Source organism: Kribbella jiaozuonensis, from assembly GCF_005233875.1.
GTDB classification, from domain to species: Bacteria; Actinomycetota; Actinomycetes; order Propionibacteriales; family Kribbellaceae; genus Kribbella; species Kribbella jiaozuonensis.
In genome coordinates, this window is sequence record NZ_SZPZ01000002.1 from 97910 (window position 1) to 124219 (window position 26310).

Consider the following 26310-nt stretch of genomic DNA (forward strand, 5'->3'; position numbering starts at 1 on the left):
CCCGGTCGCGCCGAGCCCCCGCGCGCGGCCGGACTCTCTGGTTCCTCCGGGACGCGCTGACGCCCCCGCCACCCGGGTGGCCTGACCAGCAGAAGCTCAAATTCAGCAGTGGTCGCGACGTTCCCCTCCTCGCGCTCGTGTCGCGGGCGTCCGGCACTCAACTGGTGCGAACCACCGCCCGCGGTACTTCCCCAGCGGTCACAATCGACCAGCACGGCTCCGCGCGCCAGGCTCCGATAATCGGTCGGCAGGGGTGGAGATCCGATGTGCTGGTAACGTCGAGTGCAGTGCGGGCGGTCATTGCGACTGCGTGACTCGGTGAAGGCTGTACCCCCGTGTCACCAAGCCCCCACGCCTCGGGCGGGCCCTCGCCGGCGAGCTGAGGGGCCCGGCCCGATGGCCCGGTCCAGCGGCCCCGTCCTGAACTCCGTGAGGCATGGATCTCCAGCACGAGCCGACGGTCACGCTACCAACTGAATGGCAGGGCTTGTTCACCGAACGTGTCAGCCTGATCAGCTGAGTGTCGTTCGGCTGGAGTTGGGTGTGTTTAGGCGTCGGTTTGGGAAGATCTTGGGTATGGATCGCGACGGCCAGGCCATGGCTTCCGGGTTCACAAGCCCGGAGGAGCCCGAGGTGTCCGCGATCGATCTGGCTGGAGGTGACGCCGCCGAGCGGTTCGCCCGGCTGGCGATCGAACTCCATGATTCCGATGGTGTCGAGGAGACCGTCCAGGCGGTGGTGGACTTCGCGCTGCAGGCGCTGGACTGTTCGCATGCCGGCGTCGCCTTGAGTGTCGCGCGGGGCGATCTGGAGATCCCGGCCGTCACCGATCCGGTCGTCGCCGAGATCTACCAGCATCAGGTCGACGGCGGAAAAGGCCCGCTGGCCGAGTCGATGCGTGACCACTCGATTGTGCTGGTCCGCGACACGACCACCGACGATCGCTGGCCGCAATGGGCCGCCAAAGTCGTCGGGCTCGGCGTGCGCAGCGTCCTCGACGTACCGCTCACCACCGCAGCGGGAACGGTTGGCGTGCTGGGCCTGTACTCGGTCCACCCGGACGCGTTCGGACCCGACGAGGAGGCAGTCGCGCAGATCCTCGCCCGGCACGCCTCCGTCGCCGTCGCCAGCGCCCGGCACGAGGTCAACCTCGCGAACGCTGTCGACGCCCGCAAACTGGTTGGGCAGGCGATGGGCATCCTCATGGAGCGCTACGACGTCGACGGCGATCGCGCCTTCGCGATCCTGCGCCGCTACTCCCAAGACACCAACACCAAGCTCCGCGACGTCGCGGCCCAGCTGATCGAGACCCGCAAGCTGCCCCGCTGAGCCTGTCGGTGTAACGCCGACGCCTAGAGCGCGATGTGGCTAGTGAGGCGCCGGTGTGACTTTGGTGGGCGCCGGCGGTGTCAGGGGACCCGGATCGCGCGCGAGGTCAGGGTCTCCAGGATCCGGGAGTTCAGACCAGCAGCCCCGGAACCGACCACCGCCCGCACGGAGCGGTCACGCGCGCTGATTGGCGCAACGCGCGTGACCTGAGCAGCCAGCTCTCCCGCGCGGGCTTCCGGCCACCTGAGTGCCCGGTTCTCAGCATCGAGTCCTGTATTCAGCCGGCATTCAGCGTCCCAGCGGAGAGACGATCGAACGGCGATACGCTCTGCCCGCCTGCTGCCCCTGTCGTCGGTCCGCAACTGAGCAACTGCGCACACGCCAGGTTGTCTGCTGTGCTGAAGGCGTGCTCATGGACCGCTCGCAGAGCGCCATGGTCAACAGTTGCAAGCGCGGCTCGCGGCGGCTCACCCCCGCCAAATGACGGTTGTTGCCTGGGTACAGGGCGTTCAAGAACTGCGACGGAAGGAGCAGATGATGCCGGAGGCAACATCGAACCGCAACGGTGGCAAGGATTGGACCGGCGAGCAGGTGCAGCAGTTGCGGGAGCTTGCCGAGGGCAACACACCAGTGGGGGTGATGAGCGCGAAACTCGGGAGGACCGAGGATGCGATCCGGTCCAAGGCACAGTCGGAGGGCATCACACTGGCGCCGCCGAACCGGTCGCCGTACGGTGACATGAGCTGAGCACGGGCGCATGCTGGTGACGTGGCCGGCGGGTGGCGGTGCGGGAAGTGCGACGGGGCCGAGGTCCCAGAGCACCATCGGTGCTGCCCGTTGCGCAGCGCGTCGCTGCCCGTGACGAGCCCGCGGATGGTCGTGTGGCCACGTTGGACGGAGTGGCGCGGTTGGAGCAGCGATGAGTCCCGCGCGTCGGCCAACTGACACCGACCAGGTACGGATCCCGGCCGACCTGGCTGGGCCGGTCGAGGTCGCGCTGGCGAAATCGGTCGACCAGATCCCCGGCCCGCGGGCGATGCCGGGCGGTTCACGATATGAAGTGAAGTGGGACGGCTACCGTGTCGCGATCGTCCGCCGCGGGCAGGCAGCGCGGCTGTGGACACGCAACCGCAGCGACATCACCGACCGGTTCCCTGACATCGCTGCCGCCGCGATCCTCCAGGTCCCCGATGGCGTGGTGCTCGACGGTGAGCTGGTGATCCTCGGCGCCGATGGTCGCCTCAGCTTCGATGCGCTTCAGCAGCGCCTCGTCACCAGCCCCGCGAAGGCCCGGGCCAAGGCGGCCGAGCTTCCGGCCTCCTACGCCGCGTTCGACGTGCTCGCCACCGGCGGTGTCGACCTGCGTACGCAGCGCTGGACCGTCCGCCGGCAACGTCTCGAGCAGCTGTCCAAGGGCTGGGTCCCGCCCTTGCAGCTCACACCTGTCACCGATGACGTCGACGAGGCCACCGAGTGGTTCGAGGTGCTGCCCGCTGCGATGGGAGTCGAGGGACTCGTCGTCAAAGGCGCGGCCTCGCGCTACACGCCAGGCCGCCGCGACGCCTGGGTCAAGCTCAATTCTGCTGGGGTGCACCGTGTTCGGTCTGAGCTCGCTCGGGTGTTGATCGAGGTCAGCGCGCTGAGCGGTGTTCCTGGACGGTGCGCGACGGGTGTCGCGGACGGGGGTGAGCAGCGAGGTCCTGGGCAATCAGCTCCACCGGTAGCGAGTCTGGGACGACTCGCTACCGGTGCTGAAGGCGAATGCCTTGTCGGGCTGAACCCTGTAGAGCTGAGCACTCCCGGTCCGAACGGCGTTGCCCAGTTGATGCCAGGTTCCGTCCTCGCGGGTTAGCTGCCAGCCGTAGGCCTGTTCGAACGCGGTCGCCACGGCTTCCCTGGTGGCCTGGTCGGTGACGAGGCTCGCAGTGCCTTCGATGACGTAGTCGTTGCCGGTCAGGGTGGCGGTTCCGGCGGTGAGCGCGCAGTGCGGGTTGGCGCTGACATTCTTGGCTTTCTGCTCGTTCTCGCCGGTGGTGAACCACATTGCGTCGAGCGCCCAGATTGCCAGCAACGGGGTCACATGGGGCCGGCCGTCCCGGCGTACCGTGCACAACTGAAATTTCTGGATCCGCTGCAGTGCCCACTCCGTCACCTCCCACGGTGTCGGGCCGGCGCCTGGCGTGGAGAAGGGACCGACGCTGGTCTGCGGCGCGGCCGAGTCGTGGGCCGTCGGAGTAGTCATGGTTTCCTCCTGATGATCGTCGCGGATTCCGCCCCGGCACAGCCGTGGGCGCAGCTCAGTGGGTCTCGGCGAGATGGTCGGCCAGCATCGTGCTGACCGACAGCGTCGGCCTCCGCGCCCGTACCGACCAGCGGATCGATATGACGCTGAATCTGATCCTGGATCTCATCCATGGCTCTCCACGTCACTTCCCGACCGCGCCTCGCCGCAGAAACTGGTGTCGCACACCTACTGAATGACCATCTCAACGTGACAGTGCACGACACCGAACTCAACCCTCTAGAAGGTCAAGCACCGAGAAACCCGCGAGATCATCGTCGGCGGAGTTCTCGGACCGATCAGCCGCCCCGACGTCGTGATCGCCGGCCTCTACAACGGCCAGGGAGAACTGGTCGTCATCGGCCGCACTGTGCCGCTCAAACCCGACCAGTCCGCCCAGCTCGCCGCCGTACTCCAGCCCGCCGCCGACGACCACCCATGGCCCGACGAGATCACCTCATACCGCTGGGGAGGCCCCGACTCCAAGAAGCCACTGACCAAGGTTCAACCCACCGTCGTGGCCGAAGTCGCCGCCGACGCCTCCACGCAGGCCGGCCAAGCCCGCCACGGTATGCGCTACCTCCGACACCGCCCCGACCTCCGGCCCGACGACCTTCCGACACTGCCACAAGACGGCGAAGACAGCTGACCCGATCACCACCACGGCTGCGTGATTCTGTTGCACAGACGGCCAGTAGTCGCCACCTCGAGCCACGATGAATCAAGGTCGCTAGACGCAACTCCGCGAGAGTCGGTGGGAGAAGTCGCTGGTCTTGCCCCTTAGACAGCAGGAACCTCTCAGCGCGGGGACATGCTGGGCCGGATCACACGGTTTTGTTGCCCCACCTCTACGGGGTCGGGTTTCATGGAGCGAAGGCCCCGGCCGGAGGAGGGGTGGGGGGCCCGGCCGGGACCTTCAGTTTTGCGCGGGCGGCTTACACGGGGTCGGCCACGACGCCGACATTCCGGAACTCCGCCTGCAGTGCGTTGACCCGCGCCGCCGGCTCGCCGGTGAGAGCCAAAAGCTGGATCCTTATCGCCGGCATTGATATCCCAGCGCGGACACGCCCGATTCGCGGCACCTCGATGACCACGGTCCGAGTGAGCCTCGAGCGTTTCGTCGACATGGATCTGGTACCGCGGCAAGGCCGCGACCCGGTCGGTCCCGGCAATGAACTCCGGGCATTCCACAACCTCGGTTCCGATCCCGGTATGGACCTCATGAGGGAGAACCGAAGACGCTCAGCGCCCTGCTGAGGCGAGAAATCACCGGCAACACCACGGTAACCCCGCGTGGCCGGGCAGGGAACCACCACCCCGCGACTACTCGCCGACCTTGGCCGGCGGGAGGCCGAACCCACAGTCCATCCCGGTCTGCGCGCAGGTCTTCTGCGACCGCGCGGCATGGCCTAGCAACCTAAGTCCGCGGGCCCTCAAGCAGGCGGGATCCCCAGGGCTCGGAGAGCCTCGGCCGGCGCGCCCAGGAGCAGTTCGCGCAGATCGATCTCGAGCGCAGCGCAAAGGGCCACCGCATCAGCCAGCGTCACCCGACGCGTACCGGCTTCAACCGTGGACACCGTCTGCCGGGACCAGCCCATCTCGTCCGCCAGATCCTCTTGACGGAGCCGCCGCCGGGCGCGAGCGGCGCGCACGTTCGCGGCCACCAAGGCGTCCAGCTCTTCTGGCTCCATGCCCGGCATGTTGCCAAGTAACGCGGACCGGCGTCATGTCGCGAATCCGGGCCCGTGTCACGCTGTAAATGCGCACAGACCGAGAGTAGAGAATTACGCTAGAATTCCTTGCATGACGCCAGAGAATCGGTCGGAAGGTGAGCGAGATTACAGCTGGGCCTGCATGGCCACCTACCGGCACAACTCATGGGCGGTCTCGTACTGCACGAAGCCAAAGGACCCGCAACACAAGCACCATGTCGCCCACGACGCGGGGCGCCACTACCTGTTCGGCTGGACGGAAGAGTCGAACTCCGCTGCGACGACGCAGGAGGCCGGCCGCCGCATGTAGGGGGACACTTAGCCGATAGCGGCCTATCGAACATATGCTCTAATACTGTCATGACGAGCAAGGGGATCGGAGACGTGCGGCGGGTGCTCGGTCAGCCCCAGAGCTGGATTGACCAGCACTTCGCGCGGCCAGCGCCTGACCTGCCCGATTCCGGCGGTGACCCGCTGGTCGACTTCCTCAGTTACCAGATCCGGCGGTGGGAGAGCGAGGTCGCGACCGAGTCTCGCGAATACAGCCAAGGTCCCGGTGGTGCCGCGTTCCTCCGTTGGGCGCTCAACATCCGCCGGCAGTGCAACGCGCTCAGGCTCGTCCTCGCGCAGTACGCCGAAGCTCGGGCCGCCGATGCTCCCGAAACGCTCGTGCTGCGGGAGCAGCTCGACCACCTCGCAACTGCCTTCAACAGCCATCCTGACTGGCGTGCGACCTGGGATTGATCAAGCGACCCGCAGCGGAACCAAGGGGAGAGTTAGGCCCTAGCCAGCGAGTCGGCCCGGTACCTCGAGCGGCGGCTGGCCCGAACGCCGCCACGTCCAGCCGAACGTTGCATGCACGCCCGCGACATAACCGGGTGGATCGATCGACTCCCGCCGGAGGGCATGCAGCCGCTCTGCTTCTAGGGCTTCTGCCTCGATCGACTCCTCGATCGCCAGCTCACGCTTGCGCGAGATCGGCGACCGTGCCAGCTCGCCGCGCCGACCGTTAATGGGCTGTGCGTATCGGACGCCGGCGTTCGCGATCCAGCGGCAAGCCGAAACAACGCCCGCGAGGTAGCCGTCTTCACGACCTTGCGCCGCGAGAGCGTCGGCGCGCTCCTCGGCGGCCAGCCACACCAGCGCGAAATCGTGACGCCGCACGCCGCGTAGATGCTCGCGCCGGATCTCGTCGAAGTCGCTGCCCGTCAGCTCCATACCAGATACGGTCCCATGCCCCACCGACACTCGCCAGATGTTCGCCGCGGGAGCGGCGGCAGATACCACATCATTTGCGCGTGAACGACACACCGACGCCGCCACCCACGCAGCGCGGCTCGGCAGACCCCCCATTCGCGGCGGGACCTTCGGGCGGCCTTCCAGCGTGCTTGCCCCGGAACCGATCATGTGCGGTGGCATGACGGGTGCTGCGCTGGTGGCCACGTCCCGAAGGTCTGCAATCAAGAGTGCCCTATCGGCGGGAGACCTGTCGGCGGTTATCCACAGGCCTCGGATGGAATCGGTGGTGCTCAGTAACGAGGCTGGTGGCTGGCTTGAGGCGCCGACGCGAGAAGGCGCTCCAGCGCCCGTAGACGGGCAGAATCGAGCGGTTGAGAGTCCTTCAGCCCTTGCTGCGGCGCCGCAGACCAGGATTGCGCTCGCTGGTACTCGCGGCCAGTGAAGACCTCCGCCAGGGCAGGACCGTAGCCGAGGTCAAGCGCGATCCGATCGACATACATCTCCGAAGCACGTGCGGCGGCCGGCACGACAAACGGCGCGGCCAACGGCGACAGCAGGAACACGATCACGTAGGAGAAGCCCCACCAAGCCCAAATGCCGATGATGCCGAGGGCGTAGATCACGAAGAACACCTTCAGCAGGAACCCGACAACCGGCTGTCTCCAAGTCGCACGGAGCGCCTTTCCCATCAGCCGGGCAGGGATCGACAGGCAGCACACGATGAGCGAAACCGGCCGGGGGAGCGCCAGGCGATGCGCGAGTTCGTGCGCCAGCACTGCTTCGAGGTTGCGTGCCGGAAGGACCAGGGCGGCCCAGCTCGTCACGGCGATCGTCGAACCCGCGACGGGTGGTGCAGTAGCTTCCGGGCCTTCATGAATCCATATCCGGTACAGGGTTCGGGTCTACATCGGCCGCTGCGCAAACTGCGAACCAGGCGGGTCCGAGACGCTGACTTTCCAGGCCGTTCGGGGGACGCAGTCGCCACACCCTCCATGCGAGGAACGCCTCGCCGGTCGGGTGCAACGATGCCAGCGCGAACGCCCCCCACGCGACCATGGCGATCACGTAGACGGTCGTGCTTGGAGTACCGATGAGCTGGATCGACAGCCACGACCACCACAGCCACGGCAAAGCCATGATCAGCTCGGTCAGGCCGGACAGCTCCCACCGCCGGCCTTCTCTGGCTGGTGGTCGTCGGAGCTGATTCGGCAGGATCGACGCGGCCCGACGAGACGGCGGCGCGGGTGACGTGCCGCGCTCCCTGTCGGGGCCTCCCGACTGCGGAGACAGGCGTGCCTGTGGCCGGACCTCGAGCTGTGCCTGCGGATGCGGCACCGGGGAGTGTGGAGCAGAAACCCCGGTGACGGGTGGTGGAGTCGGCCGAGCTGGCTGGTGTGGGCGATTTACCGGTTTGTTGCTATGAGCCCCATTCATCTTTCGCAGCGTAGTCAGGTCTCTGTGGGTCGAACAGTCGTTTGCACGTTGTTGCAGCGGAGCACGAGCCAAGTACCAGGAGGCGCGGGTGCGAGCGCAGTAGCTCCTTGGGCTATCGCAATCGGCGGACCATTGAGACCGGAGCTGACCTTGCAACTCGCGTTATGTCCGGGCGGATCTCGACTGGTAACTGCTCGCCATACTGACTGCGCTGGCACCTACTGCACGGCCCCGACGACCCAGCGCGGTCCGGCAGTCCTCCGTGACTCTTATCGCAAGGCTCCGTCGGGAGAGGATCCTGCTGCAAGATAGCCTGCGAACTGGCTGCGGATCTCTTGGGGGACGGATGCGATTCAAACGACGGACGATGATGCAATTGGCCGATATGATTTGCGGGAACGTGGGTCCATTCCCGTACCGCAGCAGCTCGTACATCACCGAGTTCTTCAGTGACATCGAGACCGACTACACACACGACGGGACGACTCGCCAGCGCTGGGTGGCCGAGACGCTCGAGAAGATTCTTGAGGAACCGCACGCAGGCACCGGGAAGGTTCCGCCGACGTTCGCCAGGGTGATTCAACGACTCATGGACCCGACGGATGCCACCGATGAAGACGACCAACGCCCTGCCGCGTTGGCGATGCTCAACGCCTCGCTGGCCAGGGAGGGTTTCGAGGCGTACTACGCCCCAGACAGGCAGTGTTACCTGCGGCATGTCGCAACGAATACCATCACAGCTCCTGAACACAACCCGCACAGGCCGTTCTCAGCAACCGAACTCGAACGTCGCCAGCAGCTGCGTACCTACTTGGACGGTGCGTCAGAGGATGACCTGATCGAGGACGTTCTGCTGCCACTGTTTCGGCAGATGGGGTTTCACCGAGTTACTGCCACCGGGCACAAGGACAAGGCGCTGGAGTATGGCAAGGACGTCTGGATGAAGTTCACCCTCCCGACGCAGCACGTCCTTTACTTCGGCCTCCAGGCGAAGAAGGGCAAGCTCGACGCGGCCGGCGTGAGCCGCGCGGGGAACGCGAACGTCGCGGAGATCCACAACCAAGCACTGATGATGCTGGGACACGAGATTTTCGACCCAGAGATTGGGAAGCGCGTGCTGGTCGACCATGCGTTCATCGTGGCCGGCGGAGAGATCACCAAACAGGCTCGGGCATGGATCGGAAACGCACTAGATGCCTCACAGCGGCGGTCGATCATTTTCATGGACCGCAACGACATCCTCGACCTCTATGTCGTGAACAACCTGCCCCTGCCCACAGCCGCACTGTCGGGCTGGGGAGTTCAGGTCGCGTGGCCAGACGAGCCACCATTCTGAGAGTTCGCGACTTTCCAGAAGCTACAGTCGCGGCTGTGCTTGTGCGCGTGGTAACGCACGTGACAAAAACGTAGGCCCGTCGGCGGCCGGCGTGCCAGAATTTCGCCCATGCTCGTCACTCTGACCCCCGGAGTCAACCGGGATCACGTCCTCGAAATGCTCCGCAAAGCATCAGTCGAGATCACCAACAACTACGGCAATCAGGACGGCTACGTCCGATGGGTGATGAACACCGCCCGGACGCTGCGCGGCCAGATCGCCCAGACCGACATAGACCAACTCCTGCTCACCCCGGCCTTCTACCGCCTAATCGACCCGGTACTGATGGGCACGCCACAAGGCCTCTGGTTGCTTGAAGCCGAGATGTCCGAGCGGCAGGCCATGCTCACAGCCGCATTCGAGGCGCTCCAAGAGCAGATCGCCGCGTGGACCGCCGCGGCCGGCAAGGCTCTGGCGGTGGTGGATAGCAGCGTCTTCTTGCACCACCCGGCATGGACTCAGGACGACGACCCGACCGCGGTCATCGCGAGCATCCCCTGGCCCGAGGAACTCGGTATCGCCTTCGACGACGTCTTGCTTGTGCTCCCCGAGGTGGTCATCCGCGAACTCGACCGGCTCAAGGAGTCGGGCAACCAGAACACGCGCTATCGAGCCTCGGTGACTCTGGCCGTCATTGACAAGCTGCTGGACGACCCAGACAGCACGGTGCCGATCCGGTCCAAGGACGCCGACTGGCATGCGGTGGCTTCGCTCGGGGGGACACCTCGAGGCCGGGTCGACTTACGGGTCTTCTACGACGATCCGGCGCACCGACCCCTTGCGGATGAGGATGCGGAGATCATCGACCGGGCGCTCGCGGTACAGACCTTGGCCGGCACTCCAGTCCGGCTAGTGACCATGGATACCGGGATGGGACTCAACGCGCGGCGAGCCAAGCTGCTAGTGAGGAAGCCCGCCAGGGAGATCGAGACACCACGGAGTGACGGCCAGTCGGCACGAGCTCGCAGGCGTGCTCGGGCCGAGGCCTCTGAGACAGCAATGCCGAAGTAGATGCGCAGCCGATCTGCCAGCCTTGGCGCGATCGTTGCCTGCCATTCGCAAGTGCGCCACGACTGATCAGCCTTGTGAAGTTTCGGGGAGCAATGACGGCCCGCTGTTCCGTGGAAACGGCGCGCCGTTCCGGATCGTCGGTCGTTGGCCCCGACCTCCACCGCCCGGCGGTGGATCCGGTGCGTTACGAAACTCTGCTCGGAGGTCCTGCCGTGGCCTGACCTGCGCAAACTCGTGTTTGGCGTGGAATCACAGACGTGTTATTCTGGTCGAGTTCGGGCGGCAGTCTGCCCGCAGTGCCCTCAGTCGATCTGACTGGGGGCTTTTTTGTTGCCCTCAACCGTACCCCCGATCGCGACCCTGCTCGGGGGTACTCGGTCATGCCCGGAGGCCTAGCCGTGTCCACGTCCGTCACGCTGTTGTTGCTCTCACTGATGCCGTTCGCTCTTCTCGTGGTTGTTTTTGGCACGATTGTCGTCGTGGCCCTGTGTCAGGCGAAGCCGGAAGACGTCCCTGCGGTCTTCCGTGAGTCAGGAGCCGTCTTCAAGCGCTTGGCCGATCGTCTGCCCCGGACCGAAGTGTTGCGTGGACCGCTCCGCGGCGATGTCATCGGCATGCAGAATGATGGCGTGGACGATGACCACGGCGGTCCGGACGGACACCCTGGGGACGTAGCGGCGAAGGAGTCCTGATGCCGATGCGACGAGTGGCTTTCAAGGACCCGACGGCCCAGCGGGCTGTGCCCGAAGAGCTCCTGGAGGGGCTGCTGGAGGCACTTTTTGCGCTCTCAGCGGGGGAGACTCACATCCTGGTTCTTCGATTTGGGCTACTCGATGGCATGCCGTGGACCCTCGCTGAGATTGCCGAACCCTATGGGGTGACGGAAGAACGCGTTCGGCAGATCGAGGGCAAGGCGATGAGCAAGCTCCGCCATCCAGCACACTCACAAAAGCTTCGAGATGCGTTGCTCGACGATGGGTTCCGGCTGCCCGAACCCCTGCGCCGACGCGTTCTCGAACGCTTTTACCAGAAGGCCGGCCAGGGCATCCCTGGAGACGGTCGATTGCCTCTGATCTTTTGTGATCGCCACGGGTGGAGGGAAGCGCCGCGAGCGACCGCCAGGATCTGCGAGGCCTGCATATGCCCGCTGCCGCGCAGTTGGACAGGCCGTCCGCCGCAGTATTGCTCTGGCGGTTGCCGCCAGGCTGCTTATCGACGACGCCTGAAGACATCGAAGAATCCGAGGGGTGGACGCTAGATGAGTCGGTTCGCACCAAGCGCCCGTCAAGCCTACGAGCCTTCCAGGCGGAGTTCTGTGACAGTGGCAATAGGGGCCTTGTCGTTCGCGAGCACCGTCGCACGCTTTCCCCTTGATGCTGCGACGAGGCCTCCTGCCACGAGCAGTGCGACCGCACGGTGAGCCGTGCTCGGGGAGACACCGTAGCGGCTGGCCAACATCTTTTCTGGCGGCAACGGGTCACCGTGCCCCAGGATGCCGGCGTCAATCGCGCCGCGTAGGTCGGCTGCGATCCGTTCGTATAGCTTGAGGTCTTCATCCATGACGTCCGGCACGGCAGGCTTGGAGGCATCGGATTCACGTGCCGTCGGCCTGGCGGGCAGACGCACGGGCGTTGCTCCTGCCGCGCGCTGATCGGCCTCCGACCACCAGGCTGTGTAGACGCGGAGCGTCGTGGTGCCACCCCCCGAGTGACCCAAGCGTCCAGCGGCGGAACGCACGTTGTAGCCCGCCATGATCAGCTCGGTTGCGTTGTAGTGGCGGTGGTTCTTGAGCTCGGTTTCGATTCCGAGTCGCTTTGCCATCCTCGCGTAGCGTTTGCTGACGGAGTCCGGATGAAGCGGCCGGCTTCCGTCCGGCGCTGAAGAGAAGATGTACCCGTCCGGGTCGAATGGGAGTCCGAGCTCGGCGGCGCGCTGGCGGCAGCGTGATTCGTGTTCGTCGAGGACGGCGTCGGGCTCGGGGTCCATGACGATCCGTCGGTGTTGATGTGTCTTGGTGTCCTTCTCCTCGAGTTGGCCGGCGTCGTTCACGAAGATCGAGCGTCGGACGTTGAGGACCGACGTGGCGCCGTCTTCCCGGCGCGTGCGATCGCTCCAGCGCAGCGCGCACATCTCCCCGCGGCGATTGCCGGTCGTGGTCTTCGTGGATAGGAAGGCGCCCCAGTCCTCGTCCTCTTTCCAGGCTTCTGTGAGCAGGCGACCGACTTCGTCGACAGTCGGCGGGTGTGGATCTGGCGTGGGCAATCCGGGCTTGCTCGCATGCTCGGCGGGATTCACCGCGATCCATCCCCACACCACTGCCCGATCGAGGGCACCGCTGAGGATCCAGTGGATCTGGCGAATGGTTGAGTCGCCGAGGCCTTTGCACACGTGCGGTTTGCACATGCGGCGGCAGCGGCGGCATCCCTGAGGGTTGTTGCGAGGGCAGCGGTTGCCCTCGTGCTCGTCGCACTGATGAGCACCCGCCGTACGGTGGTCGATGAACTCTTTGCCGTCGCAGTGAAGGCGGCAGCGGCGGAGTTCGGCGTAGAACGAATCGAGGATCTCGACGCCGGTGCCGATCTGGCCGAGTTTCGCCAGCGGTGTTGTGTCGAGGAGTGGCTTGATGTGGTTCTTGTACTTCGAGCGGTACCCCCGCAAGGTCAGCACGTCGACGTCGACAATCTCGAAGTACTTGGCGATGAGCTGGCCGACGTTGGCGCGGGTCTTTGGGTTCCGCCCTTCGTCGACCTGGTTGAGGAAACGGGTCTTGAGCTTCTCCGCCTCCTGAGCTTGCCGCGGGCCGGGTGGCACGGTTTCTTGCAGGTAGAAGGGCCTCTTCGTAACGGGATCCTGACCGGCGTACACCCGCACTCGCAGCGCCCCCGAGGGGAGCGCAGTGATATTGCCGCGCTGACGCTCCCGCGGCTTCCCCGATGCGGCCATGCTGCGACGTTAACACGAGTTCATGTCACGGGACATGTCACGAATGGTTCTGGATCAGTCGCAGGTCACGGCCAAATGTGGCCGTGACCTGCGGTTTTGCGGAGTAGGGCGGACGGGACTCGAACCCGTGACCCAGGGATTATGAGTCCCCTGCTCTAACCAGCTGAGCTACCGCCCCGTGTGCGGGTGATCGTATCGGGTTGGTGGGGGTGGGGTGTGAAACCAGGGTGGGGTCAGGGGTTCGACGGAGTGCTGGTGACCAGCTAGCGGGCATGATGGAGGCAGTCCGGATGAGAGGAACTCCCATGGGCTGGTTCATTTTTCTGGTGATCGTGGTAGGCGCGATCGCGGCGTACAAGTATCGCGTGCCGCTGCTGGCGAAGATTCTCGGGCAGCCGCAGGATCGGATTCAGCGGGCGATCGATCGGAAGAAGGGCAAGTAGGCGAGCGCCGACGGCCCCGGAGACGTGGAGAGGCCCCGACCGCTGGGTGCGGTCAGGGCCTCGTTTGCTCACGCGGTGACGGTCAGCCGACGCGTACGGCGGCGACCGAGGCGGAGGCGGTGATCTCGCCGCCGCCGGCGGCGCTGCCGTCGTCGTTGTAGCCGAAGGCGAAGACCTCGACGGTGGTTGCCTTGGCGACTGTCACGATCTTGACGGTTGCGCCGGTCAGCTCGCGGTCCTTCGCGGGCGAGATCTCGGCGCCGAGGATGGTGCCGTAGTCGGTGCCGAACGCCGTGTCGGAGGCGCCGACTCGGAGCGCGAGTTGCGGGCGCGTGCCCGGTGCGCCCGCGGTGGTGCGGGCGAAGAAAGCGGTCGAGTTCAGCAGCCAGGTGCCCGGCTGCAGGCTGAACTCGCCCACCTTGGTCTTGTTGGTCTTGAACGACCCGCCGATCTTCGCGATCGCCACCGGATCGAAGTCCTTCGCGACACCCGACTTGCCATAGACGTCGGTGTCCTTCAGGAACGCGTTCCGGTCGGCCGGCACGATCTTGCTCGCGGGCAGGCTGTTGTCCACGACCTGCGTAGCGGCGACCGAGCGCGGGCAGAGCGGGTACGAGAGGCTCTTGCAGTCCGGCTTCACGGCGCCGTTCGCAGCAACCGTGACACCGACCAGCACACCGGCCCCGAGCACGGCCGCGACCAGCAGCCGTCCGCTCTTGGTGTTCAGGAACTTCTTGACGTTCACAGGGTTTCCTTCCCCTCCATCCCCGAGGCCCCCTCGGGATCTGCAGAGGAACGTACCGGCAAAGTGTTGGTCTAGGCCACTATCAAACCCTTGTTTCAGGTGGGGAAGTTTCGGCACCACGCGGTGAGCGTGATTTTCGCGGTCGTGCCCAGGTCGGTGTCCACCGGCCAGACGACCGCGTGCTCGCCCTTGCCTCGGGCAACGGCGAGGTAGGTGCCGGATGCCTTGTCCGCACCGGCTTCGACCGTGCTGGACCAGGAGATCGCGGCCAGTGCCGTTTCACCCTTGCGAAGGACGAGTTTCTTCGGGCCTGGGTCGATCGCCATGTACGACGTGCCGTGGGTCGCGGTCACGTTCATCGCTCGGCGATCGGCGTCGAGCACCGCGATGTCGGGGTAGCCGTCGACGGTGATCGGTGTGGAGCGGCAGTTGGTCAGCTTGACCACCACGGCTCGGTGGCCGAGGGCGGCGTCGACCGGTCCGACGGTGATCGAGGCGCCGGAGTCCGGGCAGGTCGGCCGCGGCGGTGCGGGCGTCGGATCGGGGTGAACGGTGGTGAAGGGAGTGGGGCCGAGCGGCCGGGGCGTCAACTGCGTGAAGGACGGCTTGCTGTCAGTCGTCACAGCTGCGCTTTCGGTGCCGCAAGCGGTGAGGAGTAGCAGTCCGGCAAGAAGCCCCACCTGGGCGCGACGGTGCATTCGTCGAACCTACCTGCGGTCGCGGGCCACGAAAAAGCCGGGCTCCTGTGAAGAGGAGACCGGCTGGTTTGTTGCTCCCGCGACTGGACTCGAACCAGTAACCTGCCGGTTAACAGCCGGCTGCTCTGCCAATTGAGCTACGCGGGATCGTGGTAGTGCGTGACCCCGAAACCCTGAGGACCTGAGTAGGTTAGCAGGCGGGCAGCGAACTACAAAAACGGGATTCGGCTGCCTGCGGGGTCAGATTCCGAACTCGTCGCGGACCTGCCGGAGTGCTGCCTCCGCGGCATCCACGACGCCCGGCTGGTCGGGCTCCAATCCCTTGTCCAGAACGAGGTTCCAGCTGACCGGGGCGTCCGTGACGGACGGATTCCGGCGGCCAACGATGCGTACGCCGCGTTTGCCCGCCAGCGGCACGTGCCGCTGGACGATGATGCTCGCGTCGACGCGTTCGCGGAGCAGTTGGCCGAAGCGTCCGGGGTCCTCGACCTTGAGCTCGGTCGCACGCAGCGGAGTACCGAAGTCGGTGGTCTCGTAGATGTGCAGCACAGATGCTTCGGAGTCCCAGCCGGCGCGCTCGATCTGCTCCCAGCCGACCCGGCGGTCGGCGTCGGTAGAGTCCGACGGCAGGTAGACGGCTGTCCGCGTGCCGGCGGCCCAGCGGCCGTTGGTCAGCTGTACGGCGGCCAGGATGTCTTCCTTGCTCCCGGTCGACTCGCGGGCGGCTGCCGAGACGGCGTCAGCCAGCTCACGCGGCCAGGAGGTGCGGAGAAGTCTCACATGGTCATCATCCCAGTCGGCTCCAAGTCGGTGGGTCGAGGGTCAGGCGACATAGTCGCGGAGCTGGGGGAGGGCTCGACGGCGAAGGTGGCGGAGTGCTTCGCGTTCCAGGGTGCGAACTCGTTCGGTGGTCAGGTCCAGGCGGGTGGCCGTTTCTTCAGGAGTGCAAGGGATCCGGCCCTGCAGGCCGTACCGGTGCAGCAGGACGGATTGATGTAGGTCGTCGAGGAACTGCAGATGGTGAGCCAGGTCACGGCGAAGGGCGGCGCGCAGGACGATCGGGTCGTCGTCGATCACCGAATCGGAGTCGTCGAGGTCCAGCGTCTCGGGTTGCATCCGCCACGCCTGGGCGCGCTCGACCCGCGCGACGGTAAGGCCGGTCGCGTGGGCCAGCTCGGGGTTGGTCGGCTCCCGCCCCAGCTGCTGCGTCAGGTCGTTGCGGCTCGTCGCCACCCGGGAGGCGTCGGCGTACGCCTGGGCCGGCATCCGGACCAGCCGCGAGCGGTCCGAGATCGCGCGCCCGATCGACTGGCGGATCCACCAGATCGCGTACGTCGAGAACCGGTGCCCCAGCCGATGATCGAACCGCTCCACCGCCCGCATCAGCCCGATATTGCCCTCCTGGATCAGATCCAGCAGCGAGATGCCCTTCCCGGCGTACCTCCGGGCCAACGACACGACGAGTTCCAAGTTCACGGATACGCTATACAGCCATGAGGGACTCTCACGTCAGCAGCAGCAAGCTCCGCGCAGCCATCTACGTCCGCATCTCGAAGGACCGTGAGCTAGGCAAGGCAGGGGAAGGGCTAGGCGTACAACGCCAGCAGCAGGACTGCCAGGAGCTGGCAGACCGGATGGGGTGGCAGGTCGTAGAGGTCTTCCGGGACAACGACAGGTCAGCCAGCAACGGGAAGCTCCGAGAGGACTACCAACGGCTCCTGGACTGGATCAGGGAAGGCCAGATTGACGTGGTGGTGGTGTGGCACACCGACCGCCTCCACCGCAGCACCACAGAGCTTGAGGAATACGCCAAGGTCTGCAATGCGATGAATGTCCCGACCCACACTGTGAAGTCGGGGCACATTGATCTGAAGACACCAACGGGCCGGATGGTTGCAGGCATCTTGGGTCTTACAGCTCGATTCGAAGTCGAACACAAAGCAGAGCGATTGGCTGCCAAGTACAGGCAGATGGCGATTGACGGGAAGTCTCGCCGGGTATCAGCTCGCCCCTTCGGTTTCGAGAGGGACGGAATCACCATCAAGCCCGATGAAGCTGCTGAGCTGCTGAAGGCAACCAGAGCTGTGAACGCTGGTGAGGGCCTGAAGGCAATCTGCCGGGATCTGAATTCACGTGGGATCAAAACCACCATGGACAAGGAGTGGAGCTACACATCTCTCCGGAAGATGCTGCTTCGTCCCCGGAACATCGGGCAGTCGGTTTACCGGGGTCAGGTTGTAGGTGAAGCCGAATGGGATGCCGTCGTTCCCATTGGCGAGTTCCTGACTTGCCAGCGGATTCTTACTGATCCCTCACGGAGGACAACCCCCGGCAGTGGGCGGAAACATCTGCTCACCAACATTGCCAAGTGCGGGAAGTGCGGGAAGGGGCTGCTACCCGGCATGCGACCCAACCGGGACGGCACACCGTTCCGTATGTACCGGTGTTGCGTGTATCGGGACATCGAAGAGCTTGAGCACCTGGTCTCCCGTGCTGTGGTGCTGATCCTGACCAAGCACGACGCACGGAAGCTACTCACTCCCGCACAGCCGGCCAGCAAAGACCTGGAGCAGGAACGATCTGCAATCGAAGCGCAGATGAACGAAGCTGCTGATGCATTCACGGCCAAGCTGATCACCATGGCTCAGCTCACTCGAATCACTTCTGATCTTCAGGATCGGATGGAAAAGATTGATGCCGGACTGATCGACAGGGACCGTGCTCGAATCTTCGATGGCCTGATCTCGGTTCCGGATGTGATGAAGGCTTGGAAGAGTTTGTCTCTGGCTCGAAAGCGGACGGTCGTGAACACGCTCTTCACGATCACGGTTCAGCCAGTTGGCCGGGGCAAGGTTGCAACCGCGGAACACACCACAATTCGTCTCAAGAACGAAGTGGCACATGTCCTGGATATGAGTGACCTGAGCACCATGATCGGGGCATTCCCGGATGAATCCCAGATGGCGGAAGTTGTCCGGGCCTTCTCCTGAGCCACGGAACGGGGCCTCTGAGGCGATTTCAGCCCCTTTTAGGCACTGGGAGCTACCCCCGGACCCTTCAAGCCGTTAAAACGGCTCCTACGGCTTCTTGCGCCTGTCCAGTCCCAGAGCCTTGAACACTTCTGCCGGTGCACCGTCGAGCAGCTCAGCCAATGGCATCTTGAGTGCTTGGCAAAGTAGGACCAGATCTCCGGTCCTGATGTGACGGGACTTTGATTCCAGGCTGGATACCATCGTCCTGGTCCAACCCATGTCGTCAGCAAGGTCTTGCTGGCTGATCCGCAGGCGGGCGCGGGCAGCTCTCACGTTGCCTGCAATCAGCTCGTCCAGTGCCTCCGCCTCCACATCTCGAATCGTGCCTGTTCAGGCTTCACCCGTCATGCCGCAACATCCCTCACTCTGAGCCCATCAGTTTCATCATGAGTCAAACTGACTCAGAGTGTGGAAGACTCGCTCACATTGAGTCGGAATTGAGCGGAAGGAACTTCGATGGGTGTCGAGTGGGGTGGTTACGGTCCGCAGAGGACCTACGCAGGCCAGTGCATGTCTACATATCGAAGTGTTCCGGGACGTGACTGGTTCCAGTACTGCTCACTGCCGAAGTACCCCGAGCACACCCACCATCAGGCGAATGATGCGGGCGGCCACTACCTCATGGGCTGGAGTGATGAGTCCGCAACAGAGGCAGAGCTGAAACACCAAGAGCACATCAACAAGCCAGCCAGGGGGCGAGTAAGGCGTGCGTAGCCCGCATCGTCACCCTGGCTGATCCAACGGAAGACCCCCGGTTCGCTCCATGGCCGGGGGTCTTCCTCATGATGTTCTTATTCAGTTGCATCAGGCATCGAAGTTGGCCGGCTGGCTACTACCTGACCAACTCATCGCGGATGAAGGTCACTGTCAGGTTGCCAGCTCGCGTGTCGTAGCGAACGTCTTGTGCCGAGCTGATCAACAGCTCCGCTACTCGCTTCGCTTCGTCCAGGTCTTCGAGCACACCGGACAGGACGGTTGTCATCGCAGTGACTGCCAGATCTTCCACGCCGTCAGCCTAGGTCTCACAGCATGGGCTGCACCACGACCTGCCTGTAGAAGACCGTGATGTTGCCGCTGGCTTCGGTGAAGTGCATCAGCCGGACGTGGTAGCTGTTGCCCGGTGTCAGGCCAGTGATCAGCCGGAAGGTCCCAGCACCAAGCCGGGCCTCTACGCCACTGGTCACCGTGCCACTGACCTTGAGTGCGTCGTTGCTGTTCGACGCGACAACCTGCGAGCCGCTACCGGCACCAGCGGTGACCGTTGCTCCGGTTCGAACTTCCATCGAAACGAACGACACCTTGTCGGTCTGCGAAGACCAGAAATCAGCCTTCCAGTGAACCAGCACGGCACCGGAGGCCGGAGCAGTGAAGGCCACACCGCAGACGTTGGTGCCTGACGTGGCGGTGGTGTTGGAGTACGGACCTTCGGTGTTGGTGTCAGAAGCAACCACAGTCGAGAGTCCGTTGACCTTGGCAACGTCTGCATCAATCCGGATCAGCTCCGTCTCAACAGCAGTGGCCAGGTCTTCGAGCCCGGATGCGATGTCCGGTGCGTCTCCCAGCTCCAGGAACGGGAGGTCATAGGTCGGTGTGGTGTCAGCCATGTCAGTTGCCTCCGTTCAGGGCCTGGACCGCAGAGAGGATGTCTGCGTCAGAGATCACGTCTGTGCGAATGCCGAAGTCGGGGTTGGCGTTGACCTGCCAGTTGTCCTTGGCATAGGCCCACTTGTCACCCCAGCCAGGCTGTGCAGCGAACTGCCACATGCGGGAGGCAACCCAGGATTCCGGGTTGTCGATGCTCTCGGAAGCAGCAGCCGCAGTGATCCGGCCCATCAGGCTTCCATCAGTGGCGATGTCTCGAATGCTGCTGTAGCTCATATTCGTTGCCTTTCAGAGAACTGGTTCGACCAGGACGGACCGGTAGAAGACGTCAAGGGTTCCTGTGGTGACTAGGTGCACCGTTTGGACGTTGTAGGAGCTGCCCGGCGTGAGACCGGTGAGCAGGTAGCGGTTACCGGCGCAGCTTCGGGTGACACCAGAGGCAGCAGAACCGGCCATGATGCCTTCGTCAGTGTTGGCGGCATGGAAGACCGATCCCGAACCAACGCTGCTTCCAGCACGCACCTCGAACGCCAGGTAGCCGAAGTTGCTTGCAGCGTTCGATTCCAGATGACCGGAAACGGTGATGTAGACGGAACCGCTAGGTGGCGCAGTGAATGCAGTGCCGACCACAGGAGAGCCCGGCACGAAGGATGTTGAGCTGATGCCAAGAATGTCCGTCGCACTGAGGCTGCGTGCGGGCTGGGGAAAGGTGAAGGTGTTGTTGGCGTAGGCAACGGTCTTGTTCGTCAGGGTCTGTGTGTCGTCATCAGTGACTACATCCGAACCGTTAAAGATGAAGTCGTTCCCGGCCATGCTGATGGTCTGCGGGAAGCCGCTGGTGGCATCGACATTGAAGCCGCCGAACACTTGCACGATGTCAGCGTTCAGGTTGACTTCGGTGTCGCCCGTCATCGAGTCGTTCGTGATCGCGACCCAACCGTCTGCGGTGCCGAGCAACTCTGGTACCACCAGGCGAACCTCAGAGAAGGTGGTGAACCCCGGAAGGACGCGCGAGAAGAGCACACCAGGTGCGGTCTCATTGGCGTTGCCAGAGGCAAACCTGATCTGGTTGGCAGCAGTCGAGTCGATCTCAATGCGGTTGCCACTCGTCGCCGTCCTGAACAGCCCGCCAGTGATCGTCTTGCCCGTGATCGCAGCGGCATCGAGCTTGGCTGCGGTGATGGCACCAGCAGCAATCTCCGTGGCAGTGATGGTCCCTGCTGCGATCTTGGCTGCGGTAACAGCACCAGCAGCAAGCTCAGTCGTCGTGACAGCTCCAGCAGCGATCTTCGCCGTGGTGATCGCACCAGCCGCAATCTCGGTCGCGGTAATGGTGCCTGCGGCAATCTTTGAAGCAGTGACAGCACCAGCAGCCAGTAGAGCAGTAGTGACGGCAAGGGCTGCGATCTTCGGTGTCGTGATCGCATCGTCAGCAATCTTCGTCTCAGTGATCGGGAGGATCGCATCAACGTCTGCTTGTGCAGTGGCGACATCAGCAGCAACGTCCGCGATGTCAGACGACAACCCGGGGATGGTCGTACCGGTGAGAGTCGCGATGTCAGCCTGTGCAGCCGCCACGTCAGCTTCTGCCGCGTCCAGATCGGTCTGGAGGGCATCTACCCCGGCTTGAGCTGTTGCAGCCGCAGAGGCCGCAGCAGAGGCCGTAGAAGCGGCACCATCAGCCGTGCTCTGTGCAGTGGCTGCATTCGTGACTGCGGTGTCTGCGGTGGACTGTGCAGTGGACACATCGGTGCCCAGATCAACAACATCTCCCTGCACCACCGTCACGTCACTCTGAATCGCGGGGATGGTCACGGTGCTGATGGTCTGAACGGTGTCACCCAACGCGCTGATGTCTGCTGCCCAGGTCGGAACTGTTCCGGGGTCTCCCGGGTTGGTGACCTTGCCCAGGACGCACACACGATCCCCGGCAGTCAGTAGCGCAACCACATCACCCACCTGGAGAGCCATGGACTCACCACTGAGAGACGGAAGGTTGACCAGGGTGCCACCGGCAACAGTGATCGTGTTCGATCCCGTATCGGAGTCCCAGGACTGCACGACTCCCTGACGTAGTTGAACACCGGTTCCATTAGCCGGCCTACTCAGCAGACCGGCCAAATCATCAGAGATCATTCGGTCACATCTCCGATCTGCTCGCCGTACTGCTTGCGCGTACGAAGGCTGACGGGGGTTTCCTCATCGAGCGGGATCGTCACCGTGTCGATGATGTGAGCTTCGGTCTTCAGCGACAGAGAACGCGTCCCGGACGGGTAGCGCACCTTCAGCACGTCGTCTGGTTCCAGGGCCGGGTTGGCAATGGACTGAAGAGCGACCTGGTACGGCAGACCAAGGCTCTTTCGCAGCAGCACGGAAGCAGCACTGCGGGCCTGATCAGTGGTGGTGATGAAGGGCGAGCTGTAGAACCGCGGAACAGGTCCGAACCGGCCTCCGTACCGGGTAGGGCTGGAAGGGCTCAGATCGGCCACAGCAGCCCAAACAGGAGGGGTTGTGTCCGTAGCCTCACCACTGGCCACCACGACGTTGTAGATGCCCTCACGGGTGATTGCCCTGGACATCTTCACCAGGACTCCGTTGGCTCCCGCGTCGATGGTCCAAGCAGGCGCACCCGACACATCCGGGGGAGTCCTCACCACGAACACACCACGGTGATCGAAGTAGCCAACCTTCCCGAGAGAGGTGACCAGATCCCGCAAGGTGTCGAAGCGCTCTCGGTCGGCCAGCACAGTCCGGCCAACTGCTGCGTCCCGCACTCCCGTGTCATCCCACTCGATCACCGCAGAGGGGTAGACCTCAGTGATGAGAGTGCTCACGAGCTGTCCACGGGTGAGCGAGCTGGCGAACTGGCGAGGAGTCAGGAACCGTGCATCCTTGATCCCGGCCATTCGATCAGCACCCGAAATCTCTACGGGTCCGTTTGGTGTCTCCTCCTGCTCGGGCGCGTTGATCCGGAAGTACCCCAGGCCAACAAACTCCGTCTGTCCGTTGCCGTACGACAGCCCACGTTCGACGTAGATCTCATTGCCGTACGGGGCCAGCAGGTCACCAGCTCGACGGGGCCAGCTCGCACTAGTGGTCAGGTTCAGCGTGGCCCTGATGTCCGCTGTCGAAGCACACTGCACGTCCGATCCCGGCAGGATCGGAATCTCAGTCCCAGTCGGGTTCGTACCGGTCTGGAAGCTCGTGCATACTCGAGCGCGGAACACTGCGCTGTGACTCCCACGCAATGTTTTCAAGAACCGATCACTTACGCCTCTCATGGCACGATCACTTCTGAAGGCGTGCCGGTGCGAGCCAGCAGATCAGCGATGGTGGCGTTGTCCGCCATCATGTCCGTGATCGTGGCGTATTCAGCCAGGACCGACTGGATGGTGTACGCGCTTCCAATGACATCAGAGCCCGGTGCAGCAACAGTTGCCAGCGGCAAACTCCACACCCGCCGGCTAGAGGTCCGCATGGTTGGTTCCCGCGTCACATCACCAACGGAGAAATACCCTCCGGGGATCAGGTCCACGTTCGATGGCAGATGAATGAAGATCACGTCACCGGTCGAAAGCGTGTACTCCATGTCCCGCTCCTCAGCAGCCGTGAGGGTGAGGAGCTGGAGTGTGTAGCTCAGCGAGCTGCGCACGCCACCGATCTGCACAGGGTTCGTCCGGCCGACCACATCCATCAATGCGGACCTGGACTTGTTGGTGATGGTGCTCTTGTCCGCGACGATCACCGTGCGGTTGAGGAACGGTGCGGCAGGCACCTTCAGCCAGACATCATCGAAGGTGACAGCAGAGACGCTGAACTCAGTGGTGGCCGTGTGAGTACCGGATGCGTTGTACTCCAACACCCGGTACTTGTAGGCCACACCTTCCGGAAATTCATAGTCGTAGTACGTGACCGCGCTGCTGGCGATGGCCTGCGTGCTCCAGCCGCGTACGTCTTCCCACTGCACGTACGGGCTGACAGCTCGCTGAACCTCCACGTGATCGGTGGTGCCAGCAAGCGAGGTGACCTGGAGAACGCGACGGCACAACGTGGTGTCGAAGCTGACAGTCAGAGCAGTCACGACCCAACCCCCTGGAGTACAACGCGCTTGGTCTGTCGCTTGTCCGCCTTGATCTCCTGACGAACAACCTTGGTGACCTCGCCGCCAACCTCGATGTGGACCTCAAGCACCTGCGGTGCCTGGTTGCCAGGAGCACCCTTCTCCGCGGACGTGATGAAGCCGGGCTGAGAGCCCATGGTCAGCCACTCAGGTCCCCGCTCACCCACCTTGTAGGTCTGGAACGGCTGAGTAGGACCACCAGACGCACGACCAGCAGAACCGATGATGTTCGAGGGAGTCGATCGGGGAATGCCAGCCACGGTGTACTTGACCGTTACGACCTTCGTGCTCGGAAGGTTCTTGATCGAGCGACCCAAGGCATCAACAGATCCCTTTGCAGCAGTGGCTCCGTTGACCTGGACGTTGCTGGTCTTGTTCGGCGGGATGCCGATCAACGAAGTGGCGAGGCGATCAGCTTCCTTCTTCGACAGCCCCATCTGCGTTGCGATCCGAACGAAGCTGGAACGTGCGTTCTCTGCGGACCTACCCGCAGCAGCAGTACCCGCACCGGACTCGATCATGGATTGCGTCTGCTGGTTGGCTGCCTGAGCAAGAGCGATCAGAGCTGACTTGTTGTTCCGGCCCTTCTCGCTGTTGATGTCCAGGTTCTTCCCGTTGTCCTTAACCGAAGCGGACGCAGCATCAAGGGACGCCTGGAAGTTGACCTCAGCCCCGGCCAATCCAAGTGCAAGGTTCTGAAGCCGGAACGTGGACTGGATCAGGGCATCAGTTGCCTTCGTCTGCCTATCGAACTTGGCAGCAGCACTCTCAGCCTGAGTACCCGCACCAGCAACCGCGTTGCCAGCAAGGATCGCAGCAACCTGGCTGTCGCTCAGACCCTGCGTGAAGTACTTGGCCGCGTCACCCGTGAGACCAACCGCAGTCGATGCCTTGTCGGCTGATCCAGCCAGTTGATCAAGCCCGGTCCTCGCCAAGCCAAGTCCAGGAACAAGGTTGTTCACTGTGGTGTTCGCAAGGCCGCCGATCGACAGTCCGGTCTTGTCCAGGAAGGCACTCACCTTCGGGTTGTTCTCGAACCGCTTGATCGCACCATCAGCGTTGTTCAGCGCAGTGATGAGGTTGAGGGTTCCCTCCGTCAGGTTTCCAACCAGACGGGTCATGTCGGCAAGCCCTTCCGGGTTCGCCTTCACGGACTCAGACAGAGTCTGCAATCCCTTTGATACCTTGCCGATCGCACTCTGAGTCGCTGGACCAAGAGCCCCCAGCACTGCATTGAATGCCTCTGCCAACGGACGCACGGCAGGCTGTAGTTGCTCAAGGCCCTTCGATACCTGATCAACGAAGGTGGTTACGACTGGAGCCATCTCCTTGAAGACAGCCTCTAGCGAAGGCTTGAACTTCTGGAAGGTGCGATCTGCGAATCCGGCAATAGAGATCAGGGTTGACTCGAAGGGCTTGGACAGCCGCGTCATGTCGGCACCCATGGAATCGAGCGTCTTCGACCACGCGTCCTTCACCGGCTGCGACTTGGCCGCAAAGATCAGGCCCAGGCCCGCAATCCCAGCACCGAACGCCAGTGCGATCCCGGACGCAGCCACAGCACCCACCGCAGGGGCTGCAACGGCCACCGCAGCCACCAGGGCTCCAGCGATCGCAGGACCAAGCACCGGGGTCTTCAACGCCCCCAGGAAGCCGCTGCCAAAGACGGTGCCACCCGCGTTGCCTGCTTCACCCAACGCTGACGGAGAGAACCACTTCTTCAGCCCGGTGAAGAAGCTCTTGCCGGACTTGTCACCGGAGTCACGGAACTTCTTGTCAACGTTCCTGGTGAGTCGATCAATGTCCCGCTCACCTTCGTTGGCAGCTCGCCCCAATCCCTTCGAGTCACCATCGAACTTGACGTTGACAGTGCGAGTCGGACTACCCATTGCCCCACTCCTCCAACACCTTGTCCACGGCCCCCAACCACTGCCGTTCAATCGCGGGTTCGTTGTCCTCGACCGTGCTGAAGAACCAGTGGTCAGGCTTGGTCGTAGCAGGGAACTGCTTCAGGACGTTGGCCCCGAAGTTGGAGCCGTAGATCAGGTCTGAAGCGGTGGTGGGTGCTTGCCCCTTGCTACGACGTGACTGCTTGCCTGCACGCCTGCGACCACCGGCCTGGACGGACGGCACCCGATCACGCTTGGCCTTGACTGTGGGAGCCACCAGAGCGCCCTGTCCGTTGGACGAAGTAGCCGCACTACGGATCTTCCCCGCCAGGTCGGTGCTGATCTGCTGGTTCGCATTCCGGAGTTCCGTGGATGCGTCCTTGGGCAGCTTCCTGAACGCAGCCAGGGTTTCCTTCGCCCCGGTGATGCGGACCCGTACGACGATTCCCATGCTCTG

29 protein-coding genes, 2 tRNA genes and 2 pseudogenes are annotated in these 26310 nt (G+C 63.8%); 12 read left to right on the forward strand and 21 right to left on the reverse strand.

Annotated features, from left to right (window positions below; translation table 11 throughout):
• Window positions 1–633: 633 nt before the first annotated feature.
• From FDA38_RS12120 to FDA38_RS12130, 3 genes are all read left to right on the forward strand, one after another.
• Window positions 634–1329, forward strand: a complete 696-nt coding sequence (locus FDA38_RS12120; RefSeq protein WP_233714638.1) for a GAF and ANTAR domain-containing protein — start codon at window positions 634–636, stop codon at window positions 1327–1329.
• 537 nt (window positions 1330–1866) lie between these two features.
• A complete protein-coding gene (locus FDA38_RS12125) occupies window positions 1867–2076 on the forward strand; it encodes a hypothetical protein (protein ID WP_137253927.1) in 210 nt (69 codons plus the stop codon).
• Between the two features lie 172 nt (window positions 2077–2248).
• Entirely contained in the window at window positions 2249–3181 is a 933-nt protein-coding gene (locus FDA38_RS12130) for an ATP-dependent DNA ligase (protein WP_233714639.1), read from the forward strand.
• Window positions 3182–3229: 48 nt separating this feature from the next.
• Here the strand turns inward: FDA38_RS12130 and FDA38_RS43025 are convergent.
• Window positions 3230–3571, reverse strand: a pseudogene (locus tag FDA38_RS43025) (pyridoxamine 5'-phosphate oxidase family protein); the annotation flags it as partial.
• A 355-nt stretch (window positions 3572–3926) separates the two neighbouring features.
• Between FDA38_RS43025 and FDA38_RS12140 the strand changes: the two are divergent.
• Complete coding sequence (locus tag FDA38_RS12140; protein ID WP_137253929.1) at window positions 3927–4259, forward strand: hypothetical protein; 333 nt, start codon at window positions 3927–3929, stop codon at window positions 4257–4259.
• Between the two features lie 784 nt (window positions 4260–5043).
• Here the strand turns inward: FDA38_RS12140 and FDA38_RS12145 are convergent.
• A complete protein-coding gene (locus tag FDA38_RS12145; protein WP_137253930.1) occupies window positions 5044–5301 on the reverse strand; it encodes a helix-turn-helix transcriptional regulator in 258 nt (85 codons plus the stop codon).
• A gap of 112 nt (window positions 5302–5413) precedes the next feature.
• On the opposite strand from FDA38_RS12145, the gene FDA38_RS12150 reads away from it, so the two are divergent.
• Both FDA38_RS12150 and FDA38_RS12155 read left to right on the forward strand, forming a co-directional pair.
• Window positions 5414–5632 (forward strand): hypothetical protein, encoded by a 219-nt coding sequence (locus tag FDA38_RS12150; RefSeq protein WP_137253931.1) that lies wholly within the window; start codon window positions 5414–5416, stop codon window positions 5630–5632.
• Window positions 5633–5682: 50 nt separating this feature from the next.
• Window positions 5683–6066: a hypothetical protein gene (locus tag FDA38_RS12155; RefSeq protein WP_137253932.1), complete on the forward strand. Its 384-nt coding sequence runs from the start codon at window positions 5683–5685 to the stop codon at window positions 6064–6066.
• Window positions 6067–6105: 39 nt separating this feature from the next.
• On the opposite strand, the gene FDA38_RS12160 is transcribed toward FDA38_RS12155, so the two are convergent.
• Both FDA38_RS12160 and FDA38_RS12165 read right to left on the reverse strand, forming a co-directional pair.
• Window positions 6106–6540 (reverse strand): hypothetical protein, encoded by a 435-nt coding sequence (locus tag FDA38_RS12160; RefSeq protein WP_137253933.1) that lies wholly within the window; start codon window positions 6538–6540, stop codon window positions 6106–6108.
• Between the two features lie 311 nt (window positions 6541–6851).
• Window positions 6852–7454, reverse strand: a complete 603-nt coding sequence (locus FDA38_RS12165) for a M48 family metalloprotease (RefSeq protein ID WP_137253934.1) — start codon at window positions 7452–7454, stop codon at window positions 6852–6854.
• A gap of 908 nt (window positions 7455–8362) precedes the next feature.
• On the opposite strand from FDA38_RS12165, the gene FDA38_RS12170 reads away from it, so the two are divergent.
• The 4 genes and pseudogenes from FDA38_RS12170 to FDA38_RS43400 form a co-directional block, all read left to right on the forward strand.
• The gene (locus tag FDA38_RS12170; RefSeq protein WP_233714640.1) at window positions 8363–9331 is read left to right on the forward strand and encodes a restriction endonuclease; all 969 of its coding nucleotides are present in this window, start codon (window positions 8363–8365) and stop codon (window positions 9329–9331) included.
• A 108-nt stretch (window positions 9332–9439) separates the two neighbouring features.
• A complete protein-coding gene (locus FDA38_RS12175) occupies window positions 9440–10381 on the forward strand; it encodes a PIN domain-containing protein (protein WP_137253936.1) in 942 nt (313 codons plus the stop codon).
• A 398-nt stretch (window positions 10382–10779) separates the two neighbouring features.
• Window positions 10780–11073, forward strand: a complete 294-nt coding sequence (locus FDA38_RS12180; RefSeq protein WP_137253937.1) for a hypothetical protein — start codon at window positions 10780–10782, stop codon at window positions 11071–11073.
• A 5-nt stretch (window positions 11074–11078) separates the two neighbouring features.
• Window positions 11079–11348, forward strand: a pseudogene (locus FDA38_RS43400) (sigma factor-like helix-turn-helix DNA-binding protein); the annotation flags it as partial.
• Here FDA38_RS43400 and FDA38_RS43035 read toward each other — a convergent pair.
• The 3 genes from FDA38_RS43035 to FDA38_RS12195 all read right to left on the reverse strand — a co-directional run bounded on the left by FDA38_RS43035 (window position 11325) and on the right by FDA38_RS12195 (window position 13502).
• Window positions 11325–11471 (reverse strand): hypothetical protein, encoded by a 147-nt coding sequence (locus tag FDA38_RS43035; protein WP_233714676.1) that lies wholly within the window; start codon window positions 11469–11471, stop codon window positions 11325–11327. The pseudogene FDA38_RS43400 and the gene FDA38_RS43035 overlap by 24 nt on opposite strands.
• Window positions 11472–11671: 200 nt before the next feature.
• Window positions 11672–13324, reverse strand: a complete 1653-nt coding sequence (locus FDA38_RS12190) for a GntR family transcriptional regulator (RefSeq protein ID WP_137253939.1) — start codon at window positions 13322–13324, stop codon at window positions 11672–11674.
• A gap of 104 nt (window positions 13325–13428) precedes the next feature.
• Window positions 13429–13502 (reverse strand) — tRNA-Ile (locus FDA38_RS12195).
• A gap of 112 nt (window positions 13503–13614) precedes the next feature.
• On the opposite strand from FDA38_RS12195, the gene FDA38_RS42185 reads away from it, so the two are divergent.
• Complete coding sequence (locus FDA38_RS42185; RefSeq protein ID WP_170989529.1) at window positions 13615–13767, forward strand: hypothetical protein; 153 nt, start codon at window positions 13615–13617, stop codon at window positions 13765–13767.
• 82 nt (window positions 13768–13849) lie between these two features.
• Here the strand turns inward: FDA38_RS42185 and FDA38_RS12200 are convergent, their stop codons facing one another.
• The 5 genes from FDA38_RS12200 to FDA38_RS12220 all read right to left on the reverse strand — a co-directional run bounded on the left by FDA38_RS12200 (window position 13850) and on the right by FDA38_RS12220 (window position 16686).
• A complete protein-coding gene (locus tag FDA38_RS12200; protein WP_137253940.1) occupies window positions 13850–14512 on the reverse strand; it encodes a hypothetical protein in 663 nt (220 codons plus the stop codon).
• Window positions 14513–14607: 95 nt separating this feature from the next.
• Window positions 14608–15135, reverse strand: a complete 528-nt coding sequence (locus FDA38_RS12205; protein WP_170989664.1) for a DUF4232 domain-containing protein — start codon at window positions 15133–15135, stop codon at window positions 14608–14610.
• A 149-nt stretch (window positions 15136–15284) separates the two neighbouring features.
• A tRNA-Asn gene (locus FDA38_RS12210) sits at window positions 15285–15357 on the reverse strand.
• A gap of 93 nt (window positions 15358–15450) precedes the next feature.
• A complete protein-coding gene (locus FDA38_RS12215; protein WP_137253942.1) occupies window positions 15451–15990 on the reverse strand; it encodes a hypothetical protein in 540 nt (179 codons plus the stop codon).
• A gap of 42 nt (window positions 15991–16032) precedes the next feature.
• On the reverse strand, window positions 16033–16686 hold the full coding sequence (locus FDA38_RS12220) for a sigma-70 family RNA polymerase sigma factor (RefSeq protein ID WP_233714641.1): 654 nt from the start codon (window positions 16684–16686) through the stop codon (window positions 16033–16035).
• A 17-nt stretch (window positions 16687–16703) separates the two neighbouring features.
• On the opposite strand from FDA38_RS12220, the gene FDA38_RS12225 reads away from it, so the two are divergent.
• Window positions 16704–18200, forward strand: a complete 1497-nt coding sequence (locus tag FDA38_RS12225) for a recombinase family protein (RefSeq protein ID WP_137253944.1) — start codon at window positions 16704–16706, stop codon at window positions 18198–18200.
• Between the two features lie 87 nt (window positions 18201–18287).
• Here the strand turns inward: FDA38_RS12225 and FDA38_RS12230 are convergent, their stop codons facing one another.
• The 9 genes from FDA38_RS12230 to FDA38_RS12265 all read right to left on the reverse strand — a co-directional run bounded on the left by FDA38_RS12230 (window position 18288) and on the right by FDA38_RS12265 (window position 26304).
• Entirely contained in the window at window positions 18288–18554 is a 267-nt protein-coding gene (locus FDA38_RS12230) for a helix-turn-helix domain-containing protein (RefSeq protein WP_170989665.1), read from the reverse strand.
• A 520-nt stretch (window positions 18555–19074) separates the two neighbouring features.
• Window positions 19075–19248 (reverse strand): hypothetical protein, encoded by a 174-nt coding sequence (locus tag FDA38_RS42190; protein WP_170989666.1) that lies wholly within the window; start codon window positions 19246–19248, stop codon window positions 19075–19077.
• A 16-nt stretch (window positions 19249–19264) separates the two neighbouring features.
• On the reverse strand, window positions 19265–19846 hold the full coding sequence (locus tag FDA38_RS12235) for a hypothetical protein (RefSeq protein WP_137253946.1): 582 nt from the start codon (window positions 19844–19846) through the stop codon (window positions 19265–19267).
• A gap of 1 nt (window position 19847) precedes the next feature.
• Window positions 19848–20120, reverse strand: a complete 273-nt coding sequence (locus FDA38_RS12240) for a hypothetical protein (RefSeq protein WP_137253947.1) — start codon at window positions 20118–20120, stop codon at window positions 19848–19850.
• Window positions 20121–20132: 12 nt separating this feature from the next.
• Window positions 20133–21980 (reverse strand): hypothetical protein, encoded by a 1848-nt coding sequence (locus FDA38_RS12245; protein WP_137253948.1) that lies wholly within the window; start codon window positions 21978–21980, stop codon window positions 20133–20135.
• On the reverse strand, window positions 21977–23125 hold the full coding sequence (locus tag FDA38_RS12250; RefSeq protein ID WP_137253949.1) for a DUF5047 domain-containing protein: 1149 nt from the start codon (window positions 23123–23125) through the stop codon (window positions 21977–21979). Before FDA38_RS12250 ends, FDA38_RS12245 begins: the two co-directional genes overlap by 4 nt.
• Window positions 23122–23925 carry a hypothetical protein gene (locus FDA38_RS12255; protein ID WP_137253950.1) on the reverse strand — a complete coding sequence of 268 codons (804 nt, stop codon included), beginning with the start codon at window positions 23923–23925 and terminating at the stop codon, window positions 23122–23124. Before FDA38_RS12255 ends, FDA38_RS12250 begins: the two co-directional genes overlap by 4 nt.
• Window positions 23922–25853: a hypothetical protein gene (locus tag FDA38_RS12260; protein ID WP_137253951.1), complete on the reverse strand. Its 1932-nt coding sequence runs from the start codon at window positions 25851–25853 to the stop codon at window positions 23922–23924. Before FDA38_RS12260 ends, FDA38_RS12255 begins: the two co-directional genes overlap by 4 nt.
• Window positions 25846–26304 (reverse strand): hypothetical protein, encoded by a 459-nt coding sequence (locus FDA38_RS12265; RefSeq protein WP_137253952.1) that lies wholly within the window; start codon window positions 26302–26304, stop codon window positions 25846–25848. Before FDA38_RS12265 ends, FDA38_RS12260 begins: the two co-directional genes overlap by 8 nt.
• Between the last annotated feature and the right edge of the window lie 6 nt (window positions 26305–26310).

Excerpts from the sequence above, each read along its gene's own strand:
- FDA38_RS12125 (WP_137253927.1), top strand. The coding sequence starts at position 1,867 with ATGCCGGAGGCAACATCGAACCGCAACGGTGGCAAGGATTGGACCGGC.
- FDA38_RS12130 (WP_233714639.1), top strand. The coding sequence starts at position 2,249 with ATGAGTCCCGCGCGTCGGCCAACTGACACCGACCAGGTACGGATCCCG.
- FDA38_RS12145 (WP_137253930.1), bottom strand. The coding sequence starts at position 5,301 with ATGGAGCCAGAAGAGCTGGACGCCTTGGTGGCCGCGAACGTGCGCGCC.
- FDA38_RS12150 (WP_137253931.1), top strand. The coding sequence starts at position 5,414 with ATGACGCCAGAGAATCGGTCGGAAGGTGAGCGAGATTACAGCTGGGCC.
- FDA38_RS12155 (WP_137253932.1), top strand. The coding sequence starts at position 5,683 with ATGACGAGCAAGGGGATCGGAGACGTGCGGCGGGTGCTCGGTCAGCCC.
- FDA38_RS12160 (WP_137253933.1), bottom strand. The coding sequence starts at position 6,540 with ATGGAGCTGACGGGCAGCGACTTCGACGAGATCCGGCGCGAGCATCTA.
- FDA38_RS12170 (WP_233714640.1), top strand. The coding sequence starts at position 8,363 with ATGATGCAATTGGCCGATATGATTTGCGGGAACGTGGGTCCATTCCCG.
- FDA38_RS12175 (WP_137253936.1), top strand. The coding sequence starts at position 9,440 with ATGCTCGTCACTCTGACCCCCGGAGTCAACCGGGATCACGTCCTCGAA.
- FDA38_RS12190 (WP_137253939.1), bottom strand. The coding sequence starts at position 13,324 with ATGGCCGCATCGGGGAAGCCGCGGGAGCGTCAGCGCGGCAATATCACT.
- FDA38_RS42185 (WP_170989529.1), top strand. The coding sequence starts at position 13,615 with ATGAGAGGAACTCCCATGGGCTGGTTCATTTTTCTGGTGATCGTGGTA.
- FDA38_RS12225 (WP_137253944.1), top strand. The coding sequence starts at position 16,704 with ATGAGGGACTCTCACGTCAGCAGCAGCAAGCTCCGCGCAGCCATCTAC.
- FDA38_RS12235 (WP_137253946.1), bottom strand. The coding sequence starts at position 19,846 with ATGGCTGACACCACACCGACCTATGACCTCCCGTTCCTGGAGCTGGGA.
- FDA38_RS12240 (WP_137253947.1), bottom strand. The coding sequence starts at position 20,120 with ATGAGCTACAGCAGCATTCGAGACATCGCCACTGATGGAAGCCTGATG.
- FDA38_RS12245 (WP_137253948.1), bottom strand. The coding sequence starts at position 21,980 with ATGATCTCTGATGATTTGGCCGGTCTGCTGAGTAGGCCGGCTAATGGA.
- FDA38_RS12250 (WP_137253949.1), bottom strand. The coding sequence starts at position 23,125 with ATGAGAGGCGTAAGTGATCGGTTCTTGAAAACATTGCGTGGGAGTCAC.
- FDA38_RS12260 (WP_137253951.1), bottom strand. The coding sequence starts at position 25,853 with ATGGGTAGTCCGACTCGCACTGTCAACGTCAAGTTCGATGGTGACTCG.
- FDA38_RS12265 (WP_137253952.1), bottom strand. The coding sequence starts at position 26,304 with ATGGGAATCGTCGTACGGGTCCGCATCACCGGGGCGAAGGAAACCCTG.